This window comes from Xylophilus sp. GW821-FHT01B05 (assembly GCA_038961845.1).
Classification (GTDB): domain Bacteria; phylum Pseudomonadota; class Gammaproteobacteria; order Burkholderiales; family Burkholderiaceae_C; genus Xylophilus.
Genome location: CP152408.1, coordinates 3,361,187 through 3,388,005, shown reverse-complemented (window position 1 = coordinate 3,388,005; position 26,819 = coordinate 3,361,187). Strand labels below are relative to the sequence as shown.

Genomic DNA, 26,819 nt, shown 5'->3' with positions numbered 1-26,819 from the left:
CGCGACTGTAAAGGCGCGGCTTATAAGAACAAACGATTTTTTGGTTAGCGCCTTATGCGTATAAGCATATGCACCAATGCCGGCGCGGGTTTGCGGCGTTTTGGGGGCTTGGAATCCGGGGCGCCGAATCGGCCCCGGAACCACGCAGCTTAGGGCCAGGTGCGCCGGGTGTCCAGCGCTTGGCGCGTTGTAGCGAGGGAGTGGCAGATTCCGCGCGCGCCATCCGACAGCTTGATCCAATTGGGCTTTTCGTGCGTATGACCTGCACTGGCACCCATTGCGGTGCTGCGGCAAAGGACATGTGCATGCCCCAACCCATTGAAATCGCCATCCGCTCGGTCGAGCGGGGCCTGGTGCCCGATCGCCTGGTGCGCATCGGCATTCGCCGCCTGTTGCAGCAGCGGCTGGCAGAGCTGCAGGACGACGACGCCGAGGCGTCGGCCGTGCTGAAGCAGGTTTTCGTGGAGGGGATGCAGGCCGCCTCGCTGGCGCCGCTGCCGGAGAAGGCCAACGAGCAGCACTACGAGGTGCCGGCAGCTTTCTTTGGCGAGGTGCTGGGCCAGCACCGCAAGTACAGCAGTTGCCATTGGCCCGTGGGTGTCGAGACGCTGGCCGACGCCGAGGCGGCGGCGCTGGCTGCCACTTGCGAGCGGGCCGGCCTGGTCGACGGGCAGGCGGTGCTTGAACTTGGCTGCGGCTGGGGCTCGCTCACGCTCTGGATGGCCGAGCACTACCCACATAGCCGCATTACGGCGCTGTCGAACTCGAATTCGCAGCGCGCGTACATCGAGGCCGAGGCCCAGCGGCGCGGGCTTGTCAATGTGCGCGTGCTGACCCGCGACATGAACGAGTTCGATACGACCGACCGTTTCGACCGCGTGGTGTCGGTCGAAATGTTCGAGCATCTGCGCAACTGGCCGCAGGCCTTTGCCAATGTGGCGCGCTGGCTGCAGCCCGGTGGCCGCTTCTTCATGCATGTGTTTGCGCATCGCGGGGCGCCGTACCCTTTTGTCGAGCGCGATGCGAGCGACTGGATGAGCCGCCATTTCTTCTCGGGCGGCATGATGCCCAGCGATGACCTGGCGCTGCGCTGCCAGGACGACCTGCGGCTGCTGCAGCAGTGGCGTTGGGACGGCACCCACTACCAGCGCACCTCTGAAGCCTGGCTGCGCAACATGGAGCAGCGCCGTGCCGCGCTGATGCCGCTGTTTCGCCAGACCTATGGCCAGGACGCCGACCGGTGGTGGGTGCGCTGGCGGCTGTTCTTCATGGCGGTGGCAGAGTTGTTTGGCTACGACGATGGCCAGCGCTGGTGGGTAAGCCACTACCTGTTCGAGCGGCGCGCATGACAGCCCTCATGGCACACAAGGCAACGCCCACGACCCTGTCTGTGGCCACCGCTGCCCGGCCCACGCGCCGGGTGCTGGTGGCCAACGTCGCGCTGTCGCAATTGGCCTGGTTCGCCGCCGTGCTTGGCGCGGCCCATCACGTGCCGCTGGCCGGCACGTTGTGTGTGGTGGCCGTGATCTGCTGGCACCTGGCGGTGTCGGCCCGGCCCGGCCGCGAGGCGCTGTTGGTGGCGCTGGCATGCGGGATCGGCTTCACGGTAGAGACGATGGTGGCGCTGCAGGGCAATGTCGTGTACCCCTCGGGCCAGCCCGATGTGCATGTCGCGCCCTACTGGATGGTGGCGCTGTGGGGTTTGTTCGCGATTGCGTTGAATGTCAGCCTGCGCTGGCTGCGGCCCAGGCTGTGGCTGGCGGCGGTGCTGGGCGCCGTCGCCGGGCCGCTCGCGTTCGCTTCGGGCGTACGACTGGGTGGCGCGGCCTTCGTCCACACGGCGCCGGCGCTGCTCACGCTGGCGCTGGTCTGGGGCTTGGTGCTGCCGCTGCTCTTGCGGCTGTCGGTGCGCTTTGACGGCGTCCGGGCCGGCGGGCCGCAGCCATGAGCGCGTCGATCGCATTCACTGGCCTGGCGTTGACCGCAGCACTGGCCGTGCTGACCTGGCTTGCGAGCTTGCTGTGCAAGGACGTGAGCCTGGTCGACCGGGTCTGGGCGCTGCTGATCGTCGGCGCCGGTTGGGTTTATGCGCTGTTGGTGCCGCAGGTGGGGGCACACGGCCTCTGCATGCTGGCGCTGGCCAGTGCCTGGGCGCTGCGCTTGAGCCTGTTCATCACCTGGCGCAACTGGGGCCATGGCGAGGAGCGCCGCTACCGGGAGATCCGCGAGCGCAACCAGCCGGGCTTTCGCTTCAAGAGCCTTTATCTGGTGTTCTTTCTGCAAGCGGTGCTGGCCTGGGTGGTGTCGGCGCCGTTCCTGGTCGGGGTGACCGCTGCAGGGCCGTTGCATGCGCTCGGCGCCTTTGGCCTCGTGCTGGCGGCCTTCGGCCTCGTTTTCGAGGCGATCGGCGATGCGCAGATGGCGCGCTTCAAGGCCGGCCCGGCCCACGAGGGCCAGGTGATGGACCGCGGCCTGTGGCGCTACACGCGGCACCCCAACTATTTCGGCGAGGCCTGCGTCTGGTGGGGCCTGTGGCTCACGGCCATGGCGGGCGCGGGCTGGGCCGGCACCTGGAGCATCGTGTCGCCGCTGCTCATGACGCTGCTGCTGCTCAAGGTCTCGGGCGTGAAACTGCTCGAGAAGGACATCGCCGAGCGCCGCCCGGCCTACCGCGACTACATCGCGCGCACCAACGCCTTCGTGCCCGGTCCCGTGCGCCGCCGCCAAGTCGGGAGCGCGCCATGACGAAGACGTCGCGGCGCTGGGCTTGCGCCCTGGGCCTGTGCGCGGTGAGTGGTGTTGCCGGCGCGGCCGAGTCGAACTTCTCGGCCTTCCTCGACGGCAAGCCGATCGGCGAGCACCGCTTCGTCGTCAGCGGGCCGGCCGAGGCGCGCGAGGTGCTGAGCGATGCACGCTTCACCGTCAAGCTGCTGGGCCTCACGGTCTACCGCTACCGGCACCAGGCGACCGAGCGCTGGCGCGGCGACTGCCTTGACAGCCTGAGCGCCACCACCGACGACGACGGCAGCATGAGCCGCGTGCGCGCCGAGCCGGCCGGCGAGGGCCTTTCGGTCACGGCCGAGGCGGGCGCCGGTGCTGGCACTGCGCCAATGGTGCGTGCCCTGTCGGGCTGCGTGATGAGCTTCGCCTACTGGAACCCTGCCATGCGCCACCAGAGCCGGCTGCTCAACGCGCAGACCGGCAAGGCCGAGACGGTGCGCGTGAACCGGCTGGGCGACGGGCCCATCGAGGTGCGCGGCCAGCCGGTCGTGGCGACACGCTGGCGCATCGAGGGGCCACCGCAGCCGATCGATGTCTGGTATTCGGCCCAGGGCGAATGGGTCGGGCTCGATTCGACGCTCGAAGGCGGGCGGCAACTGGCGTACCGGCTCAAGTGATGCATGGCCCGTGCCCCAAGCCCGCCGCGCCTCGTCCCTTCAACGTACAGGAGCTTCGCATGACCTTCCGGCAAACCGCTATCGCCTACCTGGCCACGGTCGTGGTCTTCCTGGCGCTCGATGCCGTCTGGCTCACGACCATGGCCGACCGGCTCTATCGCCCGGCCATCGGCCACCTGATGCGCGAGCCTTTCGCGCCCGCGCCGGCTGTGCTGTTCTATCTGATCTACGTGGCCGGCGTGGTGGTGTTCGCCGTCAGGCCGGCGCTGGCCAGTGGGCGCTGGACCACTGCGCTGGGCTTTGGCGCGCTGCTCGGCTTGCTGGCCTATGCGACCTACGACCTGACCAACCAGGCCACGCTCAAGGACTGGCCGTGGCGGGTGACGGTCGCCGACCTTTGTTGGGGCACTTTCGTGACGGCGGTGTCGGCGGCGGCTGCGGCGCGGGTCACGCTGGCGTTCGGCCGGCGCTGAGAGATTCGATTCGGCAAACGGCAAATCCAAACGGCCGGAGGCTGCGTAGAAGCAGCAACACACCTGTTCGGAGCACTGCATGACGATTGCCACCGCACCCGAGGGCCCTCTGCCGACCCACCGTGCCTCCGGCCCGCCGGCGCTCGATATCGCCGTCATCGGCAGCGGCATTGCCGGCCTTTCGGCTGCGTGGCTGCTGGCGCAGCGCCACCGTGTGACGCTGTTCGAGGCCGACAGCCGGCCGGGCGGCCACAGCAACACGGTGGAGGCGCCGACCGCCACCGGCACGGTTGCCGTCGACACCGGCTTCATCGTCTACAACGAGCCGGCCTATCCGAACCTGAGCGCGCTGTTCAAGCATCTGGGCGTGGCAACGCAGGCGACCGAGATGTCCTTTGCAGTGAGTCTGGACGGCGGCCAGCTCGAGTATTCGGGCACCGACCTGCGCGGCCTGTTCGCGCAGCGCGGCAACCTGCTGAGCCCGCGCTTCTGGTCGATGCTGCGCGACCTGGTGCGCTTCTACCGCCAGGCGCCAGCCGACGCCGAGCGCTTTGGGCTGATCCCGCTCGACAGCTACCTCGATGCTCGCGGCTTTGGCAAAGCCTTTCGCGAAGACCACCTGTACCCGATGGCCGCGGCGATCTGGTCGACCTCGGCCGCCCGCGTCGGCGAGTACCCGACCGAAGCCTTTGTTCGCTTCTGCGAGAACCACCACCTGCTCAAGCTCAGCGGCCGACCGGCATGGCGCACCGTCACCGGCGGCAGCGCGCGCTACGTCGAGCGCCTGACCGCAGGGCTGGGGCAGGGCCTGCGTCTGGACCAGGCCGCCACTGAAGTGAAGCGTGACGCCGAGGGCGCGTGGGTGCGCACCGAAGGCGTGGCCGCGCCGCAGCGCTTCGACCAGGTGGTGATCGCCACACACGCCGACCAGGCGCTGCGCCTGGTGTCCGACGCCTCGGCCAACGAGAAGCGCGTGCTGGGCGCCTTCGGCTACAGCCGCAACCGCGCGGTGCTGCACAGCGACCCGGCGCTGATGCCGCAGCGCCGCGCCGTGTGGTCGAGCTGGAACTACGCGGCCGACCGTAGCCGGGCCGAGGCGCCCTGCGTGACCTACTGGATGAACCGGCTGCAGGCCATCCCCGACGCCACGCCGATGTTCCTCACCCTCAATCCCAAGCTGGAGCCGCGCGGCGAGCACCTGATCCGCAGCGAGATCTACGAGCACCCGATCTTCGACATGAAGGCGATCCGCGCGCAGGACGAGCTGTGGAGCCTGCAGGGCCGCTGCCGCACCTGGTTCTGCGGTGCCTACTTCGGTTCCGGCTTCCATGAAGACGGCCTGCAGGCCGGGCTGGCCGTGGCCGAGGCCCTGGGTGGCGTGCGCCGGCCCTGGAACGTGGCCAATGAATCGGGCCGCATCCGCATCCGGCCGACTACGGAGACCGTGCAATGACCACCGGCGCGACCGCCTCTGCGCTCTACGTGGGCCGCGTGTTGCACCAGCGGCTGCGGCCCGCAAAACACCGGCTGAGCTACCGCGTGTTCTCGCTGCTGCTCGACATCGACGAGTTGCCCGCATTGGCGCGCCGGCTGCGGCTCTTCTCGCTCAACCGCTTCAACCTGTTCAGCCTGCACGAGCGCGATTACGGCGCCGGCGACGCCACGGAGGGCCCGGGGCTGCGGCCCTACGTGGAGCGGCAGCTCGTGGCCGCCGGCCTGCGCGCGGGCGGTGCGATCCGGCTGCTGAGCATGCCGCGCATCCTGGGCTACGCCTTCAACCCGCTGAGCGTGTACTACTGCGACCATCCTGGCGGCGGGCTGCAAGCCATCCTCTACGAGGTCAACAACACTTTCGGCCAGCGGCACAGCTACCTGATCGCGGTCGGTGCCGATGGGCGCGACGGCCAAGACATCGCCCAGCGCTGCGACAAGCAGTTCCATGTCTCGCCCTTTCTTGGGCTTGACCTGCACTACGACTTCCGGATGCAGGCGCCCGATGTGGCGCGCCTCGGCCTGGCGATTGGTATTGCCGTGGCCGACGACGCGGGCCCGGTGCTCACCGCGCGCTTCGATGCGCGCCGCTGCCCGCTGGGCGACGCCGCGCTGGCCGCCGTTTTCTTCTCCCACCCCCTGCTGACCCTCAAGGTTGTGCTCGCGATCCATTGGGAAGCCCTGCGGCTGTGGATCAAGGGCGTGCGCCTCCATGCCTGCCCCGCAGCACCTGCGCAATCCGTGACCATCGCCGGAACCAAAGACTCATGAGCACTTCCTCCTCCCCGTCGAATGGCCTGCAGGCCGACTCCCTCGAACAGGCCGCCCTTGCCTTGCGCTCGGGCTGGGTGCTGCGCCCGCTGCGGCGCCTGCTGACACGCCTGCTGCGCGGCATGGCCTGCGGCGCGCTGGTTGTTGAGCTGCCCGATGGCCAGCGCGTCGAAGGCCGCGGCGCGGCGCCCGGCCCGCATGCGGCGATCACGCTGCATCGCTGGCGCCCGCTGGCGCGCATGCTGCTGCGCGGCGACATCGGGCTGGCCGAGTCCTACCGTGACGGCGACTGGTCAAGCCCCGACCTCACGGCGCTGCTCGAGTTCGGTATCCGCAACGAGGCCGGCTGGGGCCGCGTGTTCGATGCCTCGCCGCCCGCGCGCTGGGCCGGCCGGCTGCTGCACCGGGCGCGCTCCAACACGCGCCGCGGCAGCCGCCAGAACATCTCCTTCCACTACGACATGGGCAACGACTTCTACGCCCGGTGGCTGGACCCGGACATGGTCTATTCGAGCGCGTTGTATGCCAAGGGCGAGGGCGAAACGCTTGAACAGGCGCAGGCCGCCAAGCTCCAGCGCATCATTGAACTGCTCGACCTGAAGCCGGACGCCAAGGTGCTGGAGATTGGCTGCGGTTGGGGCGCGCTGGCGCTGGCCATGGCGGAGCAGGGCGCGCAGGTTACCGGCCTCACGCTGTCGACCGAGCAACTTGCGCATGCGCAGCAGCGCGTGGTGGCAGAGCAGCGCGAACAACAGGTCGATCTGCGGCTGCAGGACTACCGTGACGTCGAGGGCGCTTACGACCGCATCGTCTCTATCGAGATGCTCGAAGCCGTGGGTGAGCGCTACTGGCCGGTCTACTTTGACACCCTGCGCCAGCGCCTGTCGCCCGAGGGCGTGGCCGTGGTGCAGGTGATCACCATCGCCGACGCGCACTTTGACCACTACCGCCGCACGCCCGACTTCATCCAGCGCTTCATCTTCCCGGGCGGCATGCTGCCCTCGGTGGCTGCGCTGCGCGCGCAGGCCGAGCGGGCCGGGCTCACGCTGGAGCTGGCCGAATCCTTTGGTGGCAGCTATGCGAAGACGCTGGCCGAATGGCAGCACCGCTTCCTGGCCGCATGGCCCGCCATCGCCCCGCTGGGCTTCGATGCCGCGTTCCAGCGCCTGTGGGCGTACTACCTTTGCTACTGCGAGGCGGGTTTTCTGTCGGGCCGGGTCGACGTGGGGCTGTTCGTGTTGAGGCACCAGGCGCGCGCCTGATCGGCCCGCGTCAGCAGCGCTGTGTCGACAGCGCCGCTGCCATCGCCGCTGGCAGCGGCAAGGGCTCGCCATGCCAGCGGGCGGCCAGCAGTTCGGCGCACAGCGCGGCAAAGCTCAGGCCGCGCGAGCCCAGCGCGGTGCAGACCCAGAGGCCCGGGGTGTCTGCGGCCAGCGGGCCGACCAGCGGCCGGCGGTCGGCCGAGGCGCAGCGGATGCCCACCCAGTCGTGCATCGCACCGCTGCGGAAGGCGCCGTCAAGCGCCTGGGCGGCGGCGGGGTGCAGGCGCGCCAAGCGCTCTTGATTGGCCGTGCGGTCGGCGGCGCGCGGCGTGGTGTCGGTGCTGTCGCGGTCGAAGGTGGCGCCGCTGAGCCAGAGCGCGCCGCCCGCGTCGGGCACGTGGGCGATCAGGTGGCCGTCGCCATTGAGCGGTTGCTGGGGCAGGGCGCCTGCGGCGTCGGCCATGCGGCCCCAGGCGAGCTGGCCGCGCACCGGCTGCAGCGGCAGGCCGGGCGCAAGCGGCCCGCCCTGGGCGCCGGTGGCGATCACCACGCGGTCGGCTTCGGCCAGCACTTGGCCAGCGGCATCCAGTACCTGCCAGCGATGGCCGTTAGGTGCGATCCGGGCGACCTGCTGGCCGCCGATAAAAGACACGCCTGGTGTGGCCAGCCAGGCCGCGACCAACTGGGCCGGCCGCACCCAGCCGGCCTGCTGGTGCAGCACGGCGGCGGCGCTGGGCGGCAGGCTGGCCTGGGCGAGCTGCGCGGCGCTGGCGTGGAGCGAGGGCGCCTGCGCATCCCAGGCGGCGGGCAGGCGGGCGCTCAGCTCCAGCACGCCAGGGGCGGCCCAGTCGCGGCCTTCTTCCAGCAGCAAGCGCAGTTGCTGCAAGGTGGCCTGCACGCCGGCGCGGGTCAGGCGCGACAGCAGGGCGTCGTCGGGCGAGACATGCGGCGCCAGCACGCCGACCGGCGCACCAGAGGCACCGGCTGCCGGCTGCGCGGCAGCGTCCAGCACACTGACGCGCCAGCCGCGCCGCGCCAGGCTGGCGGCCACGGCGGCGCCGGCCAGGCCGGCACCAATGACGGCGCAATCGCCTGGCGCCGCTACGGCCTCGCCGGGCAAGGGGGCGCGGCGCCGCGGCTCCCAGGTGGGGGCGAAGACGCCGCGCAGGCAGTCGCGCTTGGGCGGCAGGCCGGGGGCTTTCTCCAGCACAAAGCCCTGGGCGGTGAGCGCGTCGCGCACGGCGCGGGCGATGGTCCAGGTGCCCAGGCGGGTGCCGCGGCGGGCAAAGCGGGAGATGGCCTTGAGCGTGTCGGGCGACCACATGGCCGGGTTGCGCTGCGGGCTGAAGCCGTCAAGGAACAGGCTGTCGGCCTCGAAGCGCTGGGCGCGCAGCATGGGCTGCACGTCGCCCACGCAGAGCGTGAGCAGCACGCGCCCGCCCTCAAAGGCCAGGCGGTGAAAGCCCGGCAGCAGGCCCTGCCATTGCGCGGCCAGTTCTTGCACCAGCGGCGCCAGCTCGGGCTGGGCCTGGGCGGCGCGCAGCAGATCGGCGGCGGCCACCGGGTAGGCCTCTATCGATACAAAGTGCAGCAGCCCCGGCCGTGCCGGGTCGGCGCGCCATGCCATCCAGGTGGCAAGAAAGTTCAGGCCCAGGCCAAAACCGGTTTCCAGAATGCGCCACTGCGCCTGCCCGCCCCAGGCGCCAGGCAGGCCGCAGCCGCCCAGGAACACGTGCCGGGCTTGCGCGAGCGGGCCGGCTTCGGAGTAGTAACGGTCATCGAAGCGCGCGCTGCGCGGCTCGCCAGCGGGGCTCCAGTCGATGGGTTCAGGCATGAAACACCCCCAGGCTTCGCACTTCGTGTCTTCGCCCACCCCCTTGCAGGGGGCACATCCTGCGGCCCGGCAAAGCCGGTTCCGCGGATGTCTTGGCATGGCCTGCTCCGCGGCCTTTGGTGCTTTGGTGTTTCATGCGAGGCGGGTGGCGCGCAGCACCATGGATAGCCGAAAAGAAAACGCCCCGGCTGCGACAGGCGGGGCGCATGGGGGTGAGGGGCGTCAGGCTGCCGTAGGCGGCACGTAGCCCTGTACGGCGTCGGCGCCTTCGCCGAAGAAGTGCTTTTCCATCTGGCGCTTGAGGTATTCGCGGGCGCGCTGGTCGGCCAGGTTCAGGCGGTTTTCGTTGACCAGCATGGTTTGCTGCTTCATCCACTGGGCCCAGGCTTCCTTGCTGACGCTTTGCCACAGGCGCTTGCCCAGTTCGCCGGGATAGGGGGGGAAATCCAGGCCTTCGGCTTCGGTGCCGAGTTTGATGCAATGGACCATGCGTGCCATGTGGGGAGACTCTCTAAAAATGATTTTCGAATAAGAAACTGCGAACTTGATCGTTCCAGTTTGGTTGGCCGGCTTCCAGAATTCTTCCATCGTTTCACATTAAAGAAAGAGGAAGAGAGCCATGGCCCATCGTCGCAACTTTATCAAGATTCCCTTGGCCGGTGCATTGGCTGCTGCCTTGTCCCTGCCGGCGTGGGCCCAGACGGTGACTCTCCTCAATGTGTCGTATGACCCGACGCGTGAGCTTTATGTGGACTACAACAAGGCTTTCTCTGCCTACTGGAAGGGCAAGACCGGCCAGGACGTGGTGATCAAGCAGTCGCACGGCGGCTCGGGCAAGCAGGCGCGCTCCATCATCGACGGCATCGAGGCCGACGTGGCCACGCTGGCCCTGGGTGGCGACATCGATGCGCTGGTCACGCATGGCGGCCTGGTCAAGGCAGACTGGCAAAAGCGCCTGCCGCACAACTCGGCGCCTTACAGCTCGACCATCGTGTTCCTGGTGAAAAAGGGCAACCCCAAGGGCATCAAGGACTGGGACGACCTGGCCAAGGCCGGCGTGCAGGTGATTACGCCCAACCCCAAGACCTCGGGCGGCGCACGCTGGAACTACCTGGCGGGCTGGGAATACGCCAAGCGCAAGTACGGCGGCGAGGCCGGCGCGCGTGACTACATCGGCAAGCTGTTCAAGAACGTGCCGGTGCTGGATACCGGCGCGCGCGGCGCCACCATCACCTTCGTGCAACGTGGCGTGGGCGACGTGCTGCTGGCCTGGGAAAACGAAGCCTTCCTGGCGCTGAAGGAATTCGGCCCCGAGAAGTTCGAGATCGTTGTGCCTTCGCTCTCCATCCTGGCCGAGCCTTCGGTGGCGGTGGTGGACAAGAACGTCGACAAGAAGGGCACCCGCGCCGTGGCAGAGGAGTACCTGAAGTACCTGTACTCCGACGAAGGCCAGGACATCGCCGGGCGCAACTTCTACCGCCCGACCTCCGACAAGGCCAAGGCCAAGTACGCCCAGCAGTTCCCGCAGCTGACGCTGGTCACCATCGACCAGGCCTTTGGCGGCTGGGGCAAGGCCGACAAGGACCACTTTGCCGACGGCGGCACCTTCGACCAGCTCTACACCAACCGCCAGAAATAAGCGGTTTGCTACTGAGTTTGTAGCTAATAGCCCAGGTGCAGCCTGGGCTAGAGGCATATTTAGCTAATATTTTCCGAAAAGAGCCTGGTTTATGTCCGTCTTGCTGATCGCCGGCAGCCCTTCTGCGCCCTCGCGCTCTTCTGCGCTGCTGGATGCGGTGGCGCACCGGCTGGGCCAGCGAGGCGTTGGCGTGCAGCGGCTGGCGGTGCGCGACCTGGACGCGCAGGCCGTGCTGCAGGCGGATTTTGGCAATGCGTCGATCCGCCGGGCGGCAGATCTGGTGGCGCAAGCACAGGCGCTGGTGGTGGCCACGCCGGTCTACAAGGCGGCCTACAGCGGTGTGCTGAAGGCCTTTCTGGACCTGCTGCCGCAGACCGCGCTCAAGGGCAAGACGGTGCTGCCGCTGGCCACCGGCGGCAGCCCGCACCATATGCTGGCGCTCGACTACGCGCTGCGGCCGGTGCTGCAGTCGCTGGCGGCGCGGCATATCTTGCCTGGCGTGTATGCCACCGACGCGCAGGTGGCGCTGACGCCCGAAGGCGCCTACCAGGTGCACCCGGACCTGGCGCCGCGCCTGGACGACGCGGTAGACGCGCTGGTGATCGAGGGGCTGCGCCTGCCGGTGTCGCACGGTTTTGCACCGGTGCCGTTCTCGCAGGTGCGATGTAGCGTTTGACGCAGCGGCGGCGGGCGGTTCTGCCGCTGTGCCGCTTTCGCCTCTTGCATGTCTCTTTGCCCATAGCTAGCGCTGTAGCGCTTTGTGCTCCAGGGCTCCGCCGTATCTGCTCACCGACTGAAAGCCGACCATGCCCTCTTTGTCGCTTGATGATCTTTCCACCGCTGCGCCGCGCCCGTTCTGGCGCGTCGCCCGCGATCTGCTGATTGGCGCGCTTGCCGTAGGCGCGCTGGCGCTGATCGTGCTCTTTATTACCGTGACTGCGGCTGCCGCGCAGACGCAGGCCAAACCCCCACTACGCATCGGCTACCAGAAGTCGGCCAGCCTGTTCGTGCTGCAAAAGGCGCAGGGCACGCTGGAGAAGCGGCTGGCGCCGCTGGGCTTTGGCGTGAAGTGGGTCGAGTTCCCGGCTGGCCCGCAACTGCTGGAAGGCCTGAACGTGGGCGCGGTGGATGTCGGCTTTGTCGGCGAAGCCCCGCCCATCTTTGCGCAGGCCGCCGGCGCCCGTTTTGTCTACGTGGGCTACGACCCCGAGGCGCCCAAGGCAGAGGCCATTCTGGTGACGGCCGATTCACCGATCCGCTCGGTGGCTGACCTGAAGGGCAAGAAGGTCGCGCTCAACAAGGGCAGCAACGTGCACTACCTGCTGCTCAAATTGCTGGAGAAGCATGGCCTGTCGCTGGCCGACATCCAGCCCATTTACCTGGCGCCGGCCGATGGCCGCGCCGCGTTCGAGAGCAAGAACGTCGATGCCTGGGTGATCTGGGAGCCCTTCCTGGCCGCCGCCGAGAAGGCCACGGGCGCCCGCATCCTGGCCGACGGCACGGGCGTGGTGAACAACTACCAGTACTACCTGGCCGACCGTAACTTTGCGCGCCAGTACCCGCAGGCAATCCAGGCGCTGTTCGATGACTCGGTAGAGCAGGGCATCTGGCTCAAGAAGAACCTGCGTACCGCTGCTGAACGCATTGCGCCGCTGCAGGGCTTGCCGGTCGACGTGGTCGAGCTGAGCCTGCGCCGCTACGAGTTCAACGTAAAGCCGATCACCGCCGACGTGGCCGCCGACCAGCAAAAGATCGCCGACAGCTTCTTTGCGCTGAAGCTGATCCCCAAGGCCATCCGCGTGCGCGATGCGGTGGTTTCCGTACAGCCCTGAGTCTTTGCGATGGCACACGACACCTCTTATCCCGCCGCCCAGGCGCAGCGCGTGATCGCCGCCACGGCCACCGCCTGGGGCCTGACATGGCCTGCGGCATCGACCTCTGCCCGCGCCCTGGCGCGGCAGGCGCCGCACGGCTATGTGCCCTTGCGCGTGCTGCGCCGCATGGGCCGGGCCGCCGCTGCTGCCGCAGCGGGCCGCGGCTTCATTGCCCATTCCTGGTAAGCCCTTAGACAAGGCCCCCGACATGCAAATTTTCTGGTTTCTTCCTACGCACGGCGACAGCCGCTACCTTGGCACCACCGAGGGCGCGCGCACGGTCGATCTGGCCTACCTGCAGCAAGTGGCAGGCGCGGCCGACCGCCTGGGCTACGAAGGTGTGCTGATCCCCACCGGCCGCTCGTGCGAAGACCCGTGGGTGATCGCCTCCAGCCTGATCGGCGCCACCAGCAAGCTCAAGTTTCTGGTGGCGGTGCGCCCCGGCCTGCACCAGCCCAGCCTGGCCGCGCGCATGGCGGCCACCTTTGATCGCTTGTCCGGCGGGCGCCTGTTGGTGAACCTGGTCACGGGTGGCGACCAGGCCGAGCTGGAAGGCGACGGCGTGTATCTGGACCACGCGGCGCGCTACGAACAATCGGCCGAGTTCATCCGCATCTGGCGCGAGATCATCGCGCGCAGCCATGACGGCCAGAGCTTTGATTTCGAAGGCCAGCACCTGAGCGTGAAGGGCGCCAAGCTGCTCTACCCGCCGCTACAGAAGCCGCATCCGCCGGTGTGGTTTGGCGGCTCGTCCGCCGCAGCGCATGAGCTGGCGGCAGAGCAGGTCGATGCCTATCTGACCTGGGGCGAGCCGCCGGCCGAAGTCGCCAAGAAGATCACCGACGTGCGCGCCCGCGCAGAGCGCCAAGGCCGCAAGGTGGAGTTTGGCATCCGCCTGCACGTGATCGTGCGCGAGACCGATGACGCCGCCTGGAAGGCCGCAGAAGAGCTGATCAGCCGCGTGGACGACGAGACGGTGATCCGCGCCCAAAGCGCCTTCGCGCGCATGGACTCCGAAGGCCAGCGCCGCATGGCCGCGCTGCATGCGGGCGGTGCCAAACGCTCGCGTGCCGATCTGGAAATCAGCCCCAACCTGTGGGCTGGCGTTGGCCTGGTGCGCGGCGGTGCCGGCACTGCCTTGGTGGGCGACCCCAAGACCGTCGCCGCCCGCATCGAGGAATACGCCGCGCTGGGCTTGGACAAATTCATTCTGTCGGGCTACCCGCACCTGGAGGAGGCTTATCGCTTCGCTGAGCTGGTGTTCCCGCTGCTCTCGCGCAAGGCGCAGACGCAGCTCACGGGCGGTTCGCTGAGCGGGCCGTTTGGCGAGGTGGTTGCCAATCTCGACGCGCCTTCGCGTCTGCGATCGCAAAGTTAAGAGGCCGCCCATGACCGAACAAGTTCAGGACCTGCCGGCAGTCGCGCCTGCCGATGGCGCCGGCAGCGCGCTCAAGGGCTTTGCCGCGAACGTCGGCAAGCGGCTCATTCCCTGGCTGGTGCCGGTGGGGCTGATCGCCCTCTGGCAGATCGCCTCTTCGCTGGGCTGGCTGTCCAGCCGGGTGCTGCCGGCGCCGGTGGACGTGGCCAAGGCGGCGTGGACGCTGACCGCTTCGGGTGAACTCTGGACCCACGTCAAGGTGAGTGCCGGCCGCGCATTGGCCGGGCTGGCGATTGGCGGCGGGCTGGGGCTGCTGCTGGGCTTGCTGACGGGCTCGGTGCGCTTCTTTGAGCTGCTGCTGGACTCCACCATCCAGATGGTGCGCAACATCCCGGCGCTGGCGCTGATCCCGCTGGTGATCCTGTGGTTTGGCATTGACGAGTCGGCCAAGCTGTTCTTGATTGCGGTGTCGGTGTTCTTCCCGATCTACCTCAACACCTTTCACGGCATCCGCAACGTAGACCCGCAGCTGATCGAGATGGGCCGCACCTACGGCCTGTCGCGCTGGCAGCTGTACCGCGAGGTGATCCTGCCGGGCGCGCTGTCTTCCATCCTGGTGGGCTTGCGCTTCTCGCTGGGCCTGATGTGGGTGATCCTGATCGTGGCCGAAACCATCTCGGCGCAGGCCGGCATTGGCTACCTGACCATGAACGCCCGCGAGTTCCTGCAGACCGACGTGGTGCTGGTTGGCATCCTGCTGTACGCGCTGCTGGGCAAGCTGGCCGACCTGTTTGCCCGTGGCCTCGAACACTGGTGGCTGCGCTGGCACCCTGGTTATCAGCACAACGCAAAGTAAGGACAGAAGACATGACGCATTCATCCGCTTCACGCATTTCCCGCCGCGCGGCCGTCGCCACGCTGGGCGCTTTGGGTGCCGGTGCCGTCTTGGCGCAGGGCACGGCCACGCGGCCGGCCGTCGTGCGCCTGGGCTACCAGAAGTCTTCCACGCTGATAGCGGTGCTCAAGGTGCAGGGCACGCTGGAGAAGCAGCTTGCGCCGCTCAACGTCACCGTCAGCTGGCATGAGTTCACCAGCGGCCTGCCGCTGCTGGAGGCGCTGAACCTCGACAACCTGGACATCAGCGCCGACGTGGCCGATACCGTGCCGGTATTTGCGCAGGCCGCCGGCGCCGACCTGACCTTCATCGCGCAAGAGGCGCCTTCGCCCGCCGCGCAGGCCATCGTCGTGCGCGAGGATTCGCCCATCAAGACCGTGGCCGACCTCAAGGGCAAGAAGATCGGCTTTGCCAAAGCGGCCGGTGTGCACTACCTGCTGATCGCCGCGCTTGATAAGGCCGGGCTGTCGTTCAAGGACATCGAGCCCGCCTACCTCACGCCGGCCGATGGCCGTGCCGCTTTTGAGAAGGGCGCGATTGATGCCTGGGTGGTGTGGGACCCGTTCCTGGCGGCTGCGCAGCGCCAATCCAAGGTGCGCGTGCTGGCCGATGGCACGGGCATCGCGTCTTACCAGCGCTATTACCTGGCCAGCAGCAAGTTCGCCAAGGCGCGGCCCGATGTGCTGCGCGTGGTCTACGCCGAGCTGGAAAAGACCGGCCTGTGGGTCAAGCAGAACCCCACGGCTGCGGCCACGCTGCTGGCGCCCGTGTGGGGCCTGGACGCCGCCACCATCGAGCAGGCCAACGCCCGCCGCAGCTACGCGGTGCGCCCGGTCGTGCCCGAAGGCCTGGCCGAGCAGCAGCGCATCGCCGATGCCTTCTTTGCGGAAAAGCTGCTGCCCCGAAAAATCAACGCGCTCGACATTGCGCTGTTCAAGCCCGGAGCCTGAAGCCATGAGTGCCGTTCTGCAAGACGATCAAGCCCGGGCCAGCACGGGCGGCGTGCGCCTGGAGGCGCGGGGCTTGAGCAAGCGCTACGGCGCGCGCGAGGTGCTGCGCAGCGCGCAGCTGAACATCGAGCCGGGCCAGTTCATCGCCATCGTCGGGCGCAGCGGCTGCGGCAAGAGCACGCTGCTGCGGCTGGTGGCCGGGCTGGAGCAGGCCTCTGCCGGCACGCTGGCGGTGGATGGCCAGCCGGTGCAGGGCTTGCACGAAGACACCCGCATCATGTTCCAGGAGGCGCGCCTGCTGCCCTGGAAGCGCGTGCTCGACAACGTGGCGCTGGGCCTGCCGGCAGCGGCCCGGGGCCGGGCGCGCGAGGTGCTGGCCCAGGTTGGCCTGGCCGAGCGCGAGAACGAATGGCCGGCGCGCCTGTCGGGTGGGCAGCGCCAGCGCGTGGCCCTGGCGCGCGCCCTGGTGCACCAGCCGCGCCTGCTGCTGCTGGACGAGCCGCTGGGCGCGCTCGACGCGCTCACCCGCATAGAGATGCACCGCCTGATCGAAGACCTGTGGCAGCGCCACCGCTTCACCGCGCTGCTGGTCACGCATGACGTGCAAGAGGCGGTGGCCCTGGCCGACCGCGTGGTGCTGATCGAAGACGGCCGCATAGCGCTGGACGAGAACATCGCACTGGCCCGCCCGCGCTCGCAGGGCGACCCGGCCTTTGCGGCCATAGAAAAACGCATCCTCGACCGCGTGCTGCAAAAGCCGGCGGACGAGTCCGTACCCGAGGTCTTCCGCCCCGCAGCGCACGCCTTGCGCTGGGCGATTTGAGTTTCCCCCTTCACAGAAAGCCGCCATGTCCAAGCCTGCCGCCGCCCACTGGAAATTCGAGACCCTCTCGGTCCATGCCGGCTATTCGCCCGACCCAACCACGCGCGCCGCCGTGCCGCCGATCTACCAGACGGTGGCCTACGCCTTCGACAGCGCGCAGCACGGCGCAGACCTGTTCGACCTGAAGGTGCCGGGCAACATCTACACCCGCATCAACAACCCGACGCAAGACGTGCTGGAGCAGCGCGTGGCGGCACTTGAAGGCGGTATTGCGGCGCTGGCATTGGCCTCGGGCCAGGCGGCGGTGACCTATTCGATCCAGACCATCGCCGAGGCTGGCGACAACATCATCAGCAGCACCGCGCTGTATGGCGGCACCTACAACCTGTTTGCGCACACGCTGCCGCAGTTCGGCATCACCACGCGCTTTGCCGACCACCGCGACCCGAGCAGTTTCGAGAAGCTGTTCGACGACAAGACCAAGGCGGTGTTCGTCGAGTCGCTGGGCAACCCGGCCGGCAACGTGACCGACATCGCGGCCATTGCCGAGATCGCGCACCGCCACGGCGTGCCGCTGATCGTCGACAACACCGTGCCTTCGCCCTACCTGAGCCGCCCGATCGAGCACGGCGCCGACATCGTGGTGCATTCGCTCACCAAGTACCTGGGCGGCCACGGCAACAGCATTGGCGGCGCGATTGTCGATTCGGGCAAGTTCCCTTGGGGCCAGCACAAGCAGAAGTTTCGCCGCCTGAACGAGCCCGACCCAAGCTACCACGGCGTGGTCTACACCGAGGCGCTGGGCGCTGCCGCCTACATCGGCCGGGCGCGCGTGGTGCCGCTGCGCAATACCGGCGCGGCCATCTCGCCCTTCAACGCCTTCCTGATCCTGCAGGGCATAGAGACCCTGGCGCTGCGGCTGGACCGCATCAATGACAACGCGCTGGCCGTGGCGCAGTACCTGGAAGCCCACCCCAAGGTGAGCTGGGTCAACTACGCCGGCCTGCCCAGCCACCCGGACCATGCGCTGGCGCAGAAGTACCTGCGCGGCAAGGCCTCGGGCATCCTGACCTTTGGCCTCAAGGAGGGCGGCCGCGCGGCGGGTGCGCGCTTCCTGGATGCGCTGGGGCTATTCACCCGGCTGGTCAACATCGGCGACGTGCGCTCGCTGGCCACGCACCCGGCGTCCACCACGCACCGCCAGTTGTCGCCCGAGGAACTGGCCAAGGCCGGTGTTTCGGAAGAGACGGTGCGCCTGTCCGTGGGCATAGAGCACATCGACGACTTGCGTGCCGACCTGGACCAGGCGCTGGCCGCTACGTAGTTTTGGCAACGACCTCAGGCCTCCACACCGTTCGGGCTGAGCTTGTCGAAGCCCTGCCACCTATTGCCAAGCCCTTCGACAGGCTCAGGGCGAACGGTCAGTTTTTTGAATGAAATATGGCTTTTGCCCAGGCGTGGCCTGGGCTTATAGCTATCAATTTTGTAGTTTTCAACCCAAGGAGAAATTCCATGTCCATCCAAGCCATCAATGTCCGCAACCAATTCAAGGGCAAGGTCCGCGAGATAATCCGCGGCGACGTCGTCTCTGAAGTCGATGTCGAGACGCCCTGGGGCATCGTCACTTCTGTCATCACCACGCGTTCTGTGGACGACCTGCAACTGCAGGTGGGTTCCGACGTTGTGGCCTTGGTGAAATCCACCGAGGTTTCCATCGCCAAACTGTGATTCGGCTCGAAAACATACATCAAACTTATCCAGGCCCCACCGGGCCGGTGCAGGCGCTGCGGGGCATCGACCTGCATGTTCCCCAAGGCCAGGTCTTCGGCGTGATCGGGCGCAGCGGGGCGGGCAAAAGCTCGCTGGTGCGCACCATCAACCTGCTGAACCGGCCCACCTCCGGCCGCGTGTTCGTGGCCGGACAGGATCTCACCGCCATGCCCGATGCCGAGCTGCGCCACGCGCGCCAGGGCATTGGCATGGTGTTCCAGCATTTCAACCTGCTGGCCTCGCGCACGGTGTACGACAACGTCGCGCTGCCGCTGGAGCTGACGGGCATGGACGCGGCAGAGATCCGCACACGGGTCATGCCGCTGCTGGACCTGGTCGGCCTGGCCGCGCTGCACGACCGCTACCCGGCGCAGATCAGCGGCGGCCAGAAGCAGCGCGTGGGCATTGCCCGGGCGCTGGCCAATCGGCCCAAGGTGCTGTTGTCGGATGAGGCTACCTCGGCACTCGACCCTGAGACCACCCGCTCCATCCTGGCGCTGCTGCAGCAGGTCAACCGCGAGTTTGGCCTGACCGTGGTGCTGATCACGCACCAGATGCAGGTCATCAAGCAGATCGCGCAGCAGGTGGCGGTGATCGACGCTGGCCGCTTTGTGGAGCAGGGCGCGGTGCTGGACGTGTTCACGCGCCCGCAGCACGCCACCACGCGCAGCCTGCTGGACGAGGTCACGCCGCAGACGCTGCCTGAGAGCGTGCTGGCGCGCCTGCGCGCGCAACTCAACGGCCGGGCGGCGGGCGAGGCCTGCGTGCTGCGCATTGCCTTTGCCGGCGACGCGGTGGCCGACCAATCGTTGCTGTCGGACCTGGTGCGGCGCTTTGGCGTTGATTTGTCCGTCATCCACGGCCAGATGGACGAGATCCAGGGCCAGCCCTATGGCGCGCTGGCGCTGCTGTTGCGCGGCTCGCCCTCGTCCCTGGGCGATGCCGTGGCGCATCTGCGCAGCGCGGGCGTGTCGGTGCAGGAGGTGAGCGATGTTTGATGTCTTTACCGGGCCCATGCTCGAACTCTTTGCCACCTCGCTCTGGGAAACGCTGGTGATGGTGGGCATATCGGGCGCCATCGCCGCGCTGCTGGGCGTGCCGCTGGGCGTCTACCTGCACCTGACCGCTGCCGGCGGTGTGCTGCAGAACAAGCCGGTGAACCGGGTGGTGGGCTTTGCCGTGAACGCGGTGCGCTCCACGCCCTTCATCATCTTGTTGGTGGCCATCATCCCGTTCACGCGGCTGCTGACGGGCTCGTCCATTGGCACGGCGGCGGCCATCGTGCCGCTGACCATCGCCGCCGCGCCCTTCATGGCGCGGCTGGTGGAAACCGCGCTGCGCGAGGTCGATCGCGGCCTGGTCGAGGCGGCCCAGGCCATGGGCGCCAGCACCCGCCAGATCGTCTGGAAGGTGCTGCTGCCCGAGGCGCGGCCGGGCATCGTCGCCGGCATCACCATCACCCTGGTGAGCCTTACCGGCTACTCGGCCATGGCCGGCGCCATCGGTGGCGGCGGCCTGGGCGACCTGGGCATTCGCTATGGCTACCAGCGCTTCCTGCCGGAGGTGATGCTGGCCGTGGTGGTGGTGCTGATCGTTTTCGTACAAGTGCTGCAGGGCGCCGGCGACTGGCTGGTGAAGCGCCTGAGCCACAAATAATTCGTTTTCTAGATCCAAAGGACACATCAACATGACATTCCCTAAACGCTTCACGCTGCAGATCCTCGCCGCCGGCGCCATGGCCGCCGCGCTCAGCCTGCCGGCCCTGGCGCAAGACAAGCCGATCAAGATCGGCGTCACCGGCGGCCCGCACGCGCAGATCATGGAGCAGGTCAAGAAGGTGGCCGAGCAAGACGGCCTGAAGATCCAGATCGTCGAGTTCAGCGACTACGTGCAGCCCAACGCCGCGCTGGCCGCCGGCGACCTGGACGCCAACAGCTACCAGCACAAGCCGTATCTGGATGCGCAGGTGCAGGACCGCGGCTACAAGTTCTCGGACGTGGGCTACACCGTCAACTACCCGATGGGCATCTACTCCAAGAGGGTGAAGAAGCTTGAAGACCTGAAGCCGGGCGCGCGCTTCGGCCTGCCCAATGACCCCACCAATGGCGCCCGCGTGCTGCTGGTGCTGCAGGACCAGGGCCTGATCAAGCTGCGCGCTGGTGCGGGCGTCAAGGCCACGCCGCTGGACGTGATCGACAACCCCAAGAAGCTCAAATTCATTGAGGTCGACGCCGCCCAGCTGCCCCGCACGCTCGATGACCTGGACGCCGCCGGCATCAACACCAACTACGCAGTTTCCGCCGGCCTCACCATCGCCAAGGACGCCATCGCCCAGGAAAGCGCCAAGAGCCCGTACGTGAACGTGCTGGTGGTGCGTACGGCAGACAAGGACAAGGCCTGGGTTGCCAAGCTGGTCAAGGCCTACCACTCTGATGCCGTCAAGCAGTACGTGCTGACCGAGTTCAAGGGTGCCGTGGTGCCGGGCTGGTAAGCCTTCGGCGCTGCCTCTGCTTTTTACGGCCTTTTGAGCATCAAAAGTGCCTAAAGCCCAGGTCCCGCCTGGGCTTTTTGCTATCTAATTGCGCCCATGCCTTTCTTCCGCACTGCTCCTCCGACCGTAGGCCTGTAACGCGCGCAGCCCTGCTGCGCCGCGTATAGCGCTTGCCTTGGCTCACTGCCAGGGCAGGCAGGCACGGTCGCGCCCACCGCCGCATGGCGGGCGGGCGCCTTTCGGAGAAGACGGAACCATGAAATCGACAACTTCCGCCGCCCTGGCATGGGGCGGCGTATTGCTCGCGGGCGCCCTCTGGGGCCTGGGGGCCCTGGTGGCACAACACTTGATGGGCAGCGGCATGACGCCGCAAAGCCTGACGCTGGTGCGCTTTGCACTGGGGCTGCCGCTGCTGTGGTGGTGGCATTGGCGCCAGCCCGTGGTGCCGCGCTGGCGTGCGCTGCCCGGGCGGCAGCGCATGCTGGTGGCGGGCACGGGCGTGGCGATGGCGCTCAACGTGGGCTGCTGGTTTGCCGGCATAGAGCGCATCGGCCCGGCGCTGCCTACCGTGATCTCGGTCTGCTGCGCGCCGGCCATCGTGGCCCTGGTGTCGCTGGCGCGCGGCTATGAGCGCCTGAGCGCGCGCCTGCTGCTGGCGCTTGCGCTGGCCTTGGGCGGCGTGCTGCTGGTGGCCTTGCCGGCGGGCGGCGCGGCCTTGCCGGCCGGGCATCTGGCGGGCCTGGCCTGGTCGCTGGGCTCGGCGTTTTGCTATGCGCTGATGGTGCTGGGCAATGCGCGCATGCCGGCGGCCATCCCGGCAGTCACCGCCTCGGCCTGGAGCATGACGGTGTCTACGCTGTGCGTGCTGGTGGTGGCCTTGCCGCAAGGCTGGCGGGGGCCGGCGCTGGCCGTGGACTGGTGGGGCATTGCCTATACCGGCGTGGTGACGACCTCGCTGGCCTACCTGTGCTTTGCCTGGGGCGCGCGCCGCTTGTCGCCCACGGCGGCGGTCATCGGCTCGTTGGTGGAGCCCCTGGTGGCTGCGGTGCTGGCCGCCTGGTGGCTGGCCGAGCCGATGGCGCCGCGCCAGTGGTGGGGCGGGCTGCTGCTGGGTGCGGCCATGGGCTTGCTGTCGCGGCGCGGGAAATCTGGGTAAAAAAGGCCTTTAGCCCAGGTGTGGCCTGGGCTTATAGCTATCTATTTTGTAGTTTCGCTATGCCAGCGTATGTAGCGGCAGGTCGCGCTCGCGGGCCAACTGATCCAGCTCCGCCCGTGTCTGGCGCTGCAGAAAGCGGGCGATGGCCTCACGCGTGGCGGGGTGCAGCATGTCGTCCTGCGCCGGCAGGCCGGCGGCGCTGCACAGCGCGGCGGCAAAGTGCGGCTCCAGCGCCGCCACGGCCACGCGGCCATCGGCGCAGGCATAGACGCCGTAGCCCGCATGCGCGCCACCCACCGCACCGGTGGGCAGCGTCAGGCCCCAGTCGCGCGGCTGCGCCAGGTGCCTGGCCGCATCCGATAGCGCCACCTCCACATGTACGCCCGCGCCGGTGCTGGCGCGCTGCAGCAGCGCCTGCAGCACCGCCTCGCTGGCCATCAGGGCGCCGGCCATGTCGGCGTAGAGCGTGGGCGGTAGCGCCAGCCCGGGCACCAGGCCGCTTTCGGCCAGGTAGGTCAGGTCATGCCCGGGCACCTCGGCAGCAGGGCCGGGCGCGCCGACGATGGCGATGCACGACAGCCGCGGGTAGCGCACGCCCAGCGTGGCCGCATCCAAGCCCAGCCGCGCCAGCGCAGAAGGCCGGAACGATGTCAGCAGCACATCGGCCTGCGCCAGCTCCGCCTGCAGCAGCGCCTGGCCGTCAGCATGCTTCAGATCCGCCTGCAGCAGTTGCACGCCTTCGTGCAGCGCGGCATAGGCGGCCGGGCTGTAGCGGCCCATCGGATCGGCGCTGGCAGCGCCTTTGGGCGCCAGGGGTTCGAGCTTGACGCAGTCCGCGCCCATGCGCCGGCAGCGTTGCAGCGCGGCGGGGCCGGGCAGGTTGAGGGCAAGGCTGAGTACGCGAATGCCCGCCAGGGGCTGCAGAGGTGTGGAGGAGGGCATCAGGCATTGGACACGGCCTGGCGCTTGCGCGGCAGGGGTGAAATCCTGATGGCCCTCGCACCTGGCCTGGCGCGACCTCAGGTCAGAACCGGTACTTGGCCGTTGCGATCAAGGTGCGCTCCCTGCCCAGATAGCACTCGCCGTGGTAGCAGATGGTGTTGTACTTCTTGTTCAGCAGATTGGTCGCGTTCAGTGCAAAGCGCCAAGGCCCCTGGTCGTAGCGCAACACGGCGTTGAGCAAGGTGAAGCCGCCTTCGACCGAGGTGTTGGCCTCGTCGTTCTGGCGCGGCCCGACGTAGCTGGCCCCTGCGCCCATGCCAAAGCCGCCACCCACGGCATAGTCCAGCCAGACCGAGGCCATCTGCCTGGGCACCGTGGCGGGGATCTTGTTCACCTCGGTTGCGTCGGCGCTTTGAAGCACCTTCAGGTCCATCAGCGTGAGGGATGCCGTGGCATTCAGGCGGTTGGTCAACCTGGTCTTGGCCTCCAGCTCCAGCCCGCGCGAGCGTTGCTTGCCGATCTGCCGCGCATCCGAGGTGATGTTGTCGTAGGTGACGACGTTCGTCTTCGTGAGGTCGAACAGGGCCGCCGTGAAAAGGCTCTTGCCATCTTCGGGCTGGTACTTGATGCCGATCTCCGCCTGCTTGCCACGACTGGGCTTGAAGGGGTTGTTGTCGGCATCCACGCCGCTGGTGGGCAAAAAGGAGGTGGCATAGCTGACATACGGCGCCCAGCCGTTGCCCAGCAGGTAGTTCAGCCCGACCCGGCCGCTGAAGGCGTTGTCAGTTTGCGTGGTCCGGGTGCTCAGGCGGTTGTCGATCGTTGATCTGACGTGGTCCTGGCGGCCGCCCAGCGTGGCTATCCAGCGCTCGCCGAAGCGGATCTGGTCTTGGGCGTACAGGCCGATCTGGTCCATCGTCTGGGTGAAGTTGGCCAGCGGTGTGGTGGGCGTGGCAACTGCCATGCCGTACACCGGATTGAGCAGGTCCAGGTCGGGCCCCGTGCCTCTAAAGCGCAGCGCGGTTCCATCCAGGCGATTCCAGTCCACGCCAAAAAGCAGCTTGTGCTCGGCGGCCGCTGTCCGCAGCGTGCCTTGCAGCTGGGTATCGATCGACCCTTGCGTCAGTGCGTCGTCCCACGACCGGGTCATGCGGGAAAGGGTATGGCCGTCCGCCTGGAGCGAATCGGCCCACAGGGCATTTCGCTTCATCGTGATGTCGGTGTAGCGGGCGTTCTGGCGCAGCGTCCAGGTGTCGTTGAGGGCGTGCTCGAACCGGTAGCCCATCGAATACTGGTTCTGCTTGAAGCTGCTGAAGGACGGGTCTCCGTATTTGACGTGGCGCACGAGACCATCGGGGCCCGTGAAGATGGCGTAGTAGGGGTCTTCGCCTGATTCGTCGTTCAGGAACTCGCCAAACAATGTCAGCGACGTGCCAGCGTTGGGTTGCCAGCGCAGCGACGGCGCCAGGTAGGCGCGTGTGCGTTTGATCCGGTCGCCATTTGAGTACCGGTCCTGGTCCTGGCTGTCGAGCGCAACGCCCACCAAGCGGAAGCTGAGGTCACTGCCTTCCCCAACGGCCCCGCCCACGTCGACGGCCAATTGCTTGCGATTGAAGTTGCCATATTGCACTTCGACTTCCCGGGTGGCCTCTGGCCCGGGCGCCTTGCTGACCCGGTTGATGACACCGCCTGCGTCACCCTGGCCGTACAAGACGGAAGAGGGGCCGCGCAGGATCTCCACGCGCTCCAAGCCATAGGGTTCGGTCATGCGGTAGATCACGCCAAACTGGGTTTGGGGCAGGCCGTCGCGGTAGCTGCTGGTGTTGCCGGGGAAGCCGCGCAGCGAGATGTATTCCCAACCACGGTTGTCTGGCCCGTAGGGGGCGACCGATACGCCGGGTGTCTGGCTCACCACATCCATCAGATCCAGGGCGCCCCGCGCCTCCATTTCCGTACGCCCGATGACCGACAGTGACTGCGGAATCTCCAATATGGAGCTATCGGTCTTGGTGCCTGCCGTGCTGCGCCTGGCGACATAGCCATTGACCGGGCTGGTGCCGGTTTCCCGCTCCGCGCTGGCCGTGACGACCACGGCCGGCAGCGCCGATTCGGCGCCCGCCGGCGCCGCCCTGACCACCATGGCCGGGCCGTCTGCCGCCGCGACCAGGCCGCTGCCGGCCAGCAGCCGATCCAGCGCCTGCCGTGGCGTCAGGCTGCCCACCACCGCCGGCGCGGCCTTGCCCGCGACCAGGGCCGGCGGCACGATGAGTTCGATGCGGGTTTGCCGCGCCCAATCATTGAGCGCCTGCCCAAGCGGCTGCGCGGCGATGTTGAGCGGCACGGGCGCGCCAAGCAGTGCGTTGGCGCTTTGCGCATGGAGGGCGGGGCAGCCGATGGCCAGCGCGATGGCAAGGGCCAGCGGTGCGGGCCGAAACACGGGACGGTTCATTGCGTACGTTTTCCTGCAGGTGAATGAGTTGCTTCTTTCTCTCACCCGGGTAGACGCACGAGACGCATCAAACCCTATATCAAATAAAAACTATTTGCATTCAATGATGGACGTACCGCTGAACAAGGCGCGCCATGTGTCATGGCGCGCGGACGATCTCCATCACGTCCCCGGCTGCCTGCAGCCGTACCGGGGCGGCCTGCGGCAGCAGCCTGGCAAAGTTGTCCAGGCGCGCGGGGTTGAAGGTGCCGGTCACGCGCAGGCTGGCCACGGCCGGGTCGCGCAGCACCAGCCGCGTGTCGCCGTAGCGCTCCAGTTCGGCCAGCACCTGGTCGAGGCGGGTGTTGTCGAAGCTCACGCGCTTGTCGCGCCAGGGCGCGATGCCCGCGGTAGAGAGGGGCGCCACCGGCTCCAGCACGCCCTGGGCGTCGCTGGCGATCTGCTGGCCTGCCGACAAAAAGACCGGCGGGGCGGCCGCACCCGGCGCGATGCGCTCGACCTTGACGCGGCCTTCTTCCACCGCCACGCGCACCCCGCCGGCGCTCGCCATGCCGGGCGTGTGGCGCACCGAGAAACGCGTGCCGACAACGGTGATGCGCACCGGCCCGGCCAGTACCTCGAACGGGCGCGCGGTATCGCCATGCACACTGAAAACGGCCTGTCCCTCGGGCAGTCTCACTTCCCGGCGCTGGCGGTAATAGGTGACTTGCACACGTGTCGCGGTGTCCAGCCGCAGCCGGCTGCCATCGGGCAGCGGCACTTCGAGCTGCTGCCCGCGCTGCGTGCTGAAGCTCTGGGCGAACACCGGCTGGGCCTGCCAGTGGTTCCAGGCCATGAAGCCGGCACTGCTTGCCACCAGGGCAAAGGCTGCGGCAGAGAAGGCAGGCACGAAGAAGCGGCGACGCAGCGGCGTGGCCGGACGAGCAGCCAAGTCATCCGCCAGGTTGGCCCGCAGGATTGCCAGCCCCTCAGCCGGCAAGCGGTCGAGCGCAGTCCATTCCGCCTGTTGGCGTGCATAGGCACTGCGGTGCTGGGCATCGGCTTTGAACCAGGTTTGGAAGGCGGCTTCGTCGCGCGCGCCAAAGCCGCCGCCTGTGCGGCGGACGAACCAGTCCAGAGCATCACCGTCGATGCTTTGCGGGGCGGAGGAAGGGCGTTGCGGCAGGCTCATGGCTCTCTCAGAAGGGTAGACGCACGAGCCGTGCACAACCCTATGCCTGCCT

27 protein-coding genes are annotated in these 26,819 nt (G+C 67.9%); 22 read left to right on the top strand and 5 right to left on the bottom strand.

The window, feature by feature from the left end:
* Positions 1-305: 305 nt before the first annotated feature.
* From AAFF27_15750 to AAFF27_15715, 8 genes are all read left to right on the top strand, one after another.
* The gene (locus tag AAFF27_15750; GenBank protein ID XAH21472.1) at positions 306-1,349 is read left to right on the top strand and encodes a class I SAM-dependent methyltransferase; all 1,044 of its coding nucleotides are present in this window, start codon (positions 306-308) and stop codon (positions 1,347-1,349) included.
* Positions 1,350-1,357: 8 nt separating this feature from the next.
* Complete coding sequence (locus AAFF27_15745; GenBank protein ID XAH21471.1) at positions 1,358-1,948, top strand: DUF2878 domain-containing protein; 591 nt, start codon at positions 1,358-1,360, stop codon at positions 1,946-1,948.
* Positions 1,945-2,745, top strand: coding sequence for a DUF1295 domain-containing protein (locus AAFF27_15740; protein ID XAH21470.1), 801 nt, complete (start codon positions 1,945-1,947; stop codon positions 2,743-2,745). The genes AAFF27_15745 and AAFF27_15740 overlap by 4 nt, the downstream gene beginning before the upstream one ends.
* Entirely contained in the window at positions 2,742-3,398 is a 657-nt protein-coding gene (locus AAFF27_15735; protein XAH21469.1) for a DUF6134 family protein, read from the top strand. The genes AAFF27_15740 and AAFF27_15735 overlap by 4 nt, the downstream gene beginning before the upstream one ends.
* A gap of 59 nt (positions 3,399-3,457) precedes the next feature.
* Complete coding sequence (locus tag AAFF27_15730) at positions 3,458-3,871, top strand: DUF2177 family protein (protein XAH21468.1); 414 nt, start codon at positions 3,458-3,460, stop codon at positions 3,869-3,871.
* A gap of 79 nt (positions 3,872-3,950) precedes the next feature.
* Complete coding sequence (locus tag AAFF27_15725) at positions 3,951-5,324, top strand: NAD(P)/FAD-dependent oxidoreductase (protein XAH21467.1); 1,374 nt, start codon at positions 3,951-3,953, stop codon at positions 5,322-5,324.
* Positions 5,321-6,133 carry a DUF1365 family protein gene (locus tag AAFF27_15720; protein XAH21466.1) on the top strand — a complete coding sequence of 271 codons (813 nt, stop codon included), beginning with the start codon at positions 5,321-5,323 and terminating at the stop codon, positions 6,131-6,133. Before AAFF27_15725 ends, AAFF27_15720 begins: the two co-directional genes overlap by 4 nt.
* Positions 6,130-7,395 (top strand): cyclopropane-fatty-acyl-phospholipid synthase family protein, encoded by a 1,266-nt coding sequence (locus tag AAFF27_15715; GenBank protein ID XAH21465.1) that lies wholly within the window; start codon positions 6,130-6,132, stop codon positions 7,393-7,395. Before AAFF27_15720 ends, AAFF27_15715 begins: the two co-directional genes overlap by 4 nt.
* Positions 7,396-7,405: 10 nt before the next feature.
* Here the strand turns inward: AAFF27_15715 and mnmC are convergent, their stop codons facing one another.
* Entirely contained in the window at positions 7,406-9,229 is a 1,824-nt protein-coding gene (mnmC, locus tag AAFF27_15710) for an FAD-dependent 5-carboxymethylaminomethyl-2-thiouridine(34) oxidoreductase MnmC (protein XAH21464.1), read from the bottom strand.
* A 222-nt stretch (positions 9,230-9,451) separates the two neighbouring features.
* Positions 9,452-9,727 (bottom strand): oxidative damage protection protein, encoded by a 276-nt coding sequence (locus tag AAFF27_15705; GenBank protein ID XAH26252.1) that lies wholly within the window; start codon positions 9,725-9,727, stop codon positions 9,452-9,454.
* 121 nt (positions 9,728-9,848) lie between these two features.
* Here AAFF27_15705 and AAFF27_15700 point away from each other — a divergent pair, with 121 nt between their 5' ends.
* From AAFF27_15700 to AAFF27_15635, 14 genes are all read left to right on the top strand, one after another.
* Entirely contained in the window at positions 9,849-10,868 is a 1,020-nt protein-coding gene (locus AAFF27_15700) for a sulfate ABC transporter substrate-binding protein (protein XAH21463.1), read from the top strand.
* Positions 10,869-10,959: 91 nt separating this feature from the next.
* Positions 10,960-11,544 (top strand): NADPH-dependent FMN reductase, encoded by a 585-nt coding sequence (ssuE, locus tag AAFF27_15695; protein XAH21462.1) that lies wholly within the window; start codon positions 10,960-10,962, stop codon positions 11,542-11,544.
* 130 nt (positions 11,545-11,674) lie between these two features.
* Positions 11,675-12,700, top strand: a complete 1,026-nt coding sequence (locus tag AAFF27_15690; GenBank protein ID XAH21461.1) for a sulfonate ABC transporter substrate-binding protein — start codon at positions 11,675-11,677, stop codon at positions 12,698-12,700.
* Positions 12,701-12,709: 9 nt separating this feature from the next.
* Complete coding sequence (locus tag AAFF27_15685; GenBank protein ID XAH21460.1) at positions 12,710-12,928, top strand: hypothetical protein; 219 nt, start codon at positions 12,710-12,712, stop codon at positions 12,926-12,928.
* Between the two features lie 22 nt (positions 12,929-12,950).
* Entirely contained in the window at positions 12,951-14,120 is a 1,170-nt protein-coding gene (gene ssuD, locus AAFF27_15680; GenBank protein XAH21459.1) for an FMNH2-dependent alkanesulfonate monooxygenase, read from the top strand.
* Positions 14,121-14,130: 10 nt separating this feature from the next.
* Positions 14,131-14,976, top strand: a complete 846-nt coding sequence (gene ssuC, locus AAFF27_15675) for an aliphatic sulfonate ABC transporter permease SsuC (protein ID XAH21458.1) — start codon at positions 14,131-14,133, stop codon at positions 14,974-14,976.
* An 11-nt stretch (positions 14,977-14,987) separates the two neighbouring features.
* Positions 14,988-15,965, top strand: coding sequence for an aliphatic sulfonate ABC transporter substrate-binding protein (locus AAFF27_15670; GenBank protein ID XAH21457.1), 978 nt, complete (start codon positions 14,988-14,990; stop codon positions 15,963-15,965).
* 4 nt (positions 15,966-15,969) lie between these two features.
* Positions 15,970-16,788: an ATP-binding cassette domain-containing protein gene (locus tag AAFF27_15665; GenBank protein ID XAH21456.1), complete on the top strand. Its 819-nt coding sequence runs from the start codon at positions 15,970-15,972 to the stop codon at positions 16,786-16,788.
* Between the two features lie 25 nt (positions 16,789-16,813).
* Complete coding sequence (locus AAFF27_15660) at positions 16,814-18,112, top strand: O-acetylhomoserine aminocarboxypropyltransferase/cysteine synthase family protein (protein ID XAH21455.1); 1,299 nt, start codon at positions 16,814-16,816, stop codon at positions 18,110-18,112.
* A gap of 188 nt (positions 18,113-18,300) precedes the next feature.
* Positions 18,301-18,516 (top strand): molybdopterin-binding protein, encoded by a 216-nt coding sequence (locus tag AAFF27_15655; GenBank protein XAH21454.1) that lies wholly within the window; start codon positions 18,301-18,303, stop codon positions 18,514-18,516.
* Positions 18,513-19,556, top strand: coding sequence for a methionine ABC transporter ATP-binding protein (locus tag AAFF27_15650; protein ID XAH21453.1), 1,044 nt, complete (start codon positions 18,513-18,515; stop codon positions 19,554-19,556). Before AAFF27_15655 ends, AAFF27_15650 begins: the two co-directional genes overlap by 4 nt.
* Positions 19,549-20,214 (top strand): methionine ABC transporter permease, encoded by a 666-nt coding sequence (locus AAFF27_15645; GenBank protein ID XAH21452.1) that lies wholly within the window; start codon positions 19,549-19,551, stop codon positions 20,212-20,214. The genes AAFF27_15650 and AAFF27_15645 overlap by 8 nt, the downstream gene beginning before the upstream one ends.
* A 79-nt stretch (positions 20,215-20,293) precedes the next feature.
* On the top strand, positions 20,294-21,049 hold the full coding sequence (locus AAFF27_15640; protein XAH26251.1) for a MetQ/NlpA family ABC transporter substrate-binding protein: 756 nt from the start codon (positions 20,294-20,296) through the stop codon (positions 21,047-21,049).
* 256 nt (positions 21,050-21,305) lie between these two features.
* Positions 21,306-22,205, top strand: coding sequence for a DMT family transporter (locus tag AAFF27_15635; protein XAH21451.1), 900 nt, complete (start codon positions 21,306-21,308; stop codon positions 22,203-22,205).
* A 57-nt stretch (positions 22,206-22,262) separates the two neighbouring features.
* On the opposite strand, the gene AAFF27_15630 is transcribed toward AAFF27_15635, so the two are convergent.
* The 3 genes from AAFF27_15630 to AAFF27_15620 all read right to left on the bottom strand — a co-directional run bounded on the left by AAFF27_15630 (position 22,263) and on the right by AAFF27_15620 (position 26,767).
* Entirely contained in the window at positions 22,263-23,147 is an 885-nt protein-coding gene (locus AAFF27_15630; protein ID XAH21450.1) for a CoA transferase, read from the bottom strand.
* 82 nt (positions 23,148-23,229) lie between these two features.
* Positions 23,230-25,596, bottom strand: a complete 2,367-nt coding sequence (locus AAFF27_15625) for a TonB-dependent siderophore receptor (GenBank protein XAH21449.1) — start codon at positions 25,594-25,596, stop codon at positions 23,230-23,232.
* A gap of 139 nt (positions 25,597-25,735) precedes the next feature.
* Positions 25,736-26,767, bottom strand: a complete 1,032-nt coding sequence (locus AAFF27_15620) for a FecR domain-containing protein (protein XAH21448.1) — start codon at positions 26,765-26,767, stop codon at positions 25,736-25,738.
* Positions 26,768-26,819: the final 52 nt, after the last annotated feature.

Bases quoted from the DNA above. Each gene is read 5' to 3' on its own strand.
- AAFF27_15735 (XAH21469.1), top strand. From the start codon at position 2,742: ATGACGAAGACGTCGCGGCGCTGGGCTTGCGCCCTGGGCCTGTGCGCG.
- AAFF27_15700 (XAH21463.1), top strand. From the start codon at position 9,849: ATGGCCCATCGTCGCAACTTTATCAAGATTCCCTTGGCCGGTGCATTG.
- AAFF27_15715 (XAH21465.1), top strand. From the start codon at position 6,130: ATGAGCACTTCCTCCTCCCCGTCGAATGGCCTGCAGGCCGACTCCCTC.
- AAFF27_15665 (XAH21456.1), top strand. From the start codon at position 15,970: ATGAGTGCCGTTCTGCAAGACGATCAAGCCCGGGCCAGCACGGGCGGC.
- AAFF27_15645 (XAH21452.1), top strand. From the start codon at position 19,549: ATGTTTGATGTCTTTACCGGGCCCATGCTCGAACTCTTTGCCACCTCG.
- AAFF27_15705 (XAH26252.1), bottom strand. From the start codon at position 9,727: ATGGCACGCATGGTCCATTGCATCAAACTCGGCACCGAAGCCGAAGGC.
- AAFF27_15655 (XAH21454.1), top strand. From the start codon at position 18,301: ATGTCCATCCAAGCCATCAATGTCCGCAACCAATTCAAGGGCAAGGTC.
- AAFF27_15720 (XAH21466.1), top strand. From the start codon at position 5,321: ATGACCACCGGCGCGACCGCCTCTGCGCTCTACGTGGGCCGCGTGTTG.
- ssuC (XAH21458.1), top strand. From the start codon at position 14,131: ATGACCGAACAAGTTCAGGACCTGCCGGCAGTCGCGCCTGCCGATGGC.
- AAFF27_15725 (XAH21467.1), top strand. From the start codon at position 3,951: ATGACGATTGCCACCGCACCCGAGGGCCCTCTGCCGACCCACCGTGCC.
- AAFF27_15620 (XAH21448.1), bottom strand. From the start codon at position 26,767: ATGAGCCTGCCGCAACGCCCTTCCTCCGCCCCGCAAAGCATCGACGGT.
- AAFF27_15635 (XAH21451.1), top strand. From the start codon at position 21,306: ATGAAATCGACAACTTCCGCCGCCCTGGCATGGGGCGGCGTATTGCTC.
- AAFF27_15670 (XAH21457.1), top strand. From the start codon at position 14,988: ATGACGCATTCATCCGCTTCACGCATTTCCCGCCGCGCGGCCGTCGCC.
- AAFF27_15640 (XAH26251.1), top strand. From the start codon at position 20,294: ATGGCCGCCGCGCTCAGCCTGCCGGCCCTGGCGCAAGACAAGCCGATC.
- AAFF27_15660 (XAH21455.1), top strand. From the start codon at position 16,814: ATGTCCAAGCCTGCCGCCGCCCACTGGAAATTCGAGACCCTCTCGGTC.
- AAFF27_15630 (XAH21450.1), bottom strand. From the start codon at position 23,147: ATGCCCTCCTCCACACCTCTGCAGCCCCTGGCGGGCATTCGCGTACTC.
- AAFF27_15625 (XAH21449.1), bottom strand. From the start codon at position 25,596: ATGAACCGTCCCGTGTTTCGGCCCGCACCGCTGGCCCTTGCCATCGCG.
- AAFF27_15690 (XAH21461.1), top strand. From the start codon at position 11,675: ATGCCCTCTTTGTCGCTTGATGATCTTTCCACCGCTGCGCCGCGCCCG.
- AAFF27_15745 (XAH21471.1), top strand. From the start codon at position 1,358: ATGGCACACAAGGCAACGCCCACGACCCTGTCTGTGGCCACCGCTGCC.
- AAFF27_15750 (XAH21472.1), top strand. From the start codon at position 306: ATGCCCCAACCCATTGAAATCGCCATCCGCTCGGTCGAGCGGGGCCTG.
- ssuE (XAH21462.1), top strand. From the start codon at position 10,960: ATGTCCGTCTTGCTGATCGCCGGCAGCCCTTCTGCGCCCTCGCGCTCT.
- ssuD (XAH21459.1), top strand. From the start codon at position 12,951: ATGCAAATTTTCTGGTTTCTTCCTACGCACGGCGACAGCCGCTACCTT.
- AAFF27_15685 (XAH21460.1), top strand. From the start codon at position 12,710: ATGGCACACGACACCTCTTATCCCGCCGCCCAGGCGCAGCGCGTGATC.
- mnmC (XAH21464.1), bottom strand. From the start codon at position 9,229: ATGCCTGAACCCATCGACTGGAGCCCCGCTGGCGAGCCGCGCAGCGCG.
- AAFF27_15730 (XAH21468.1), top strand. From the start codon at position 3,458: ATGACCTTCCGGCAAACCGCTATCGCCTACCTGGCCACGGTCGTGGTC.
- AAFF27_15740 (XAH21470.1), top strand. From the start codon at position 1,945: ATGAGCGCGTCGATCGCATTCACTGGCCTGGCGTTGACCGCAGCACTG.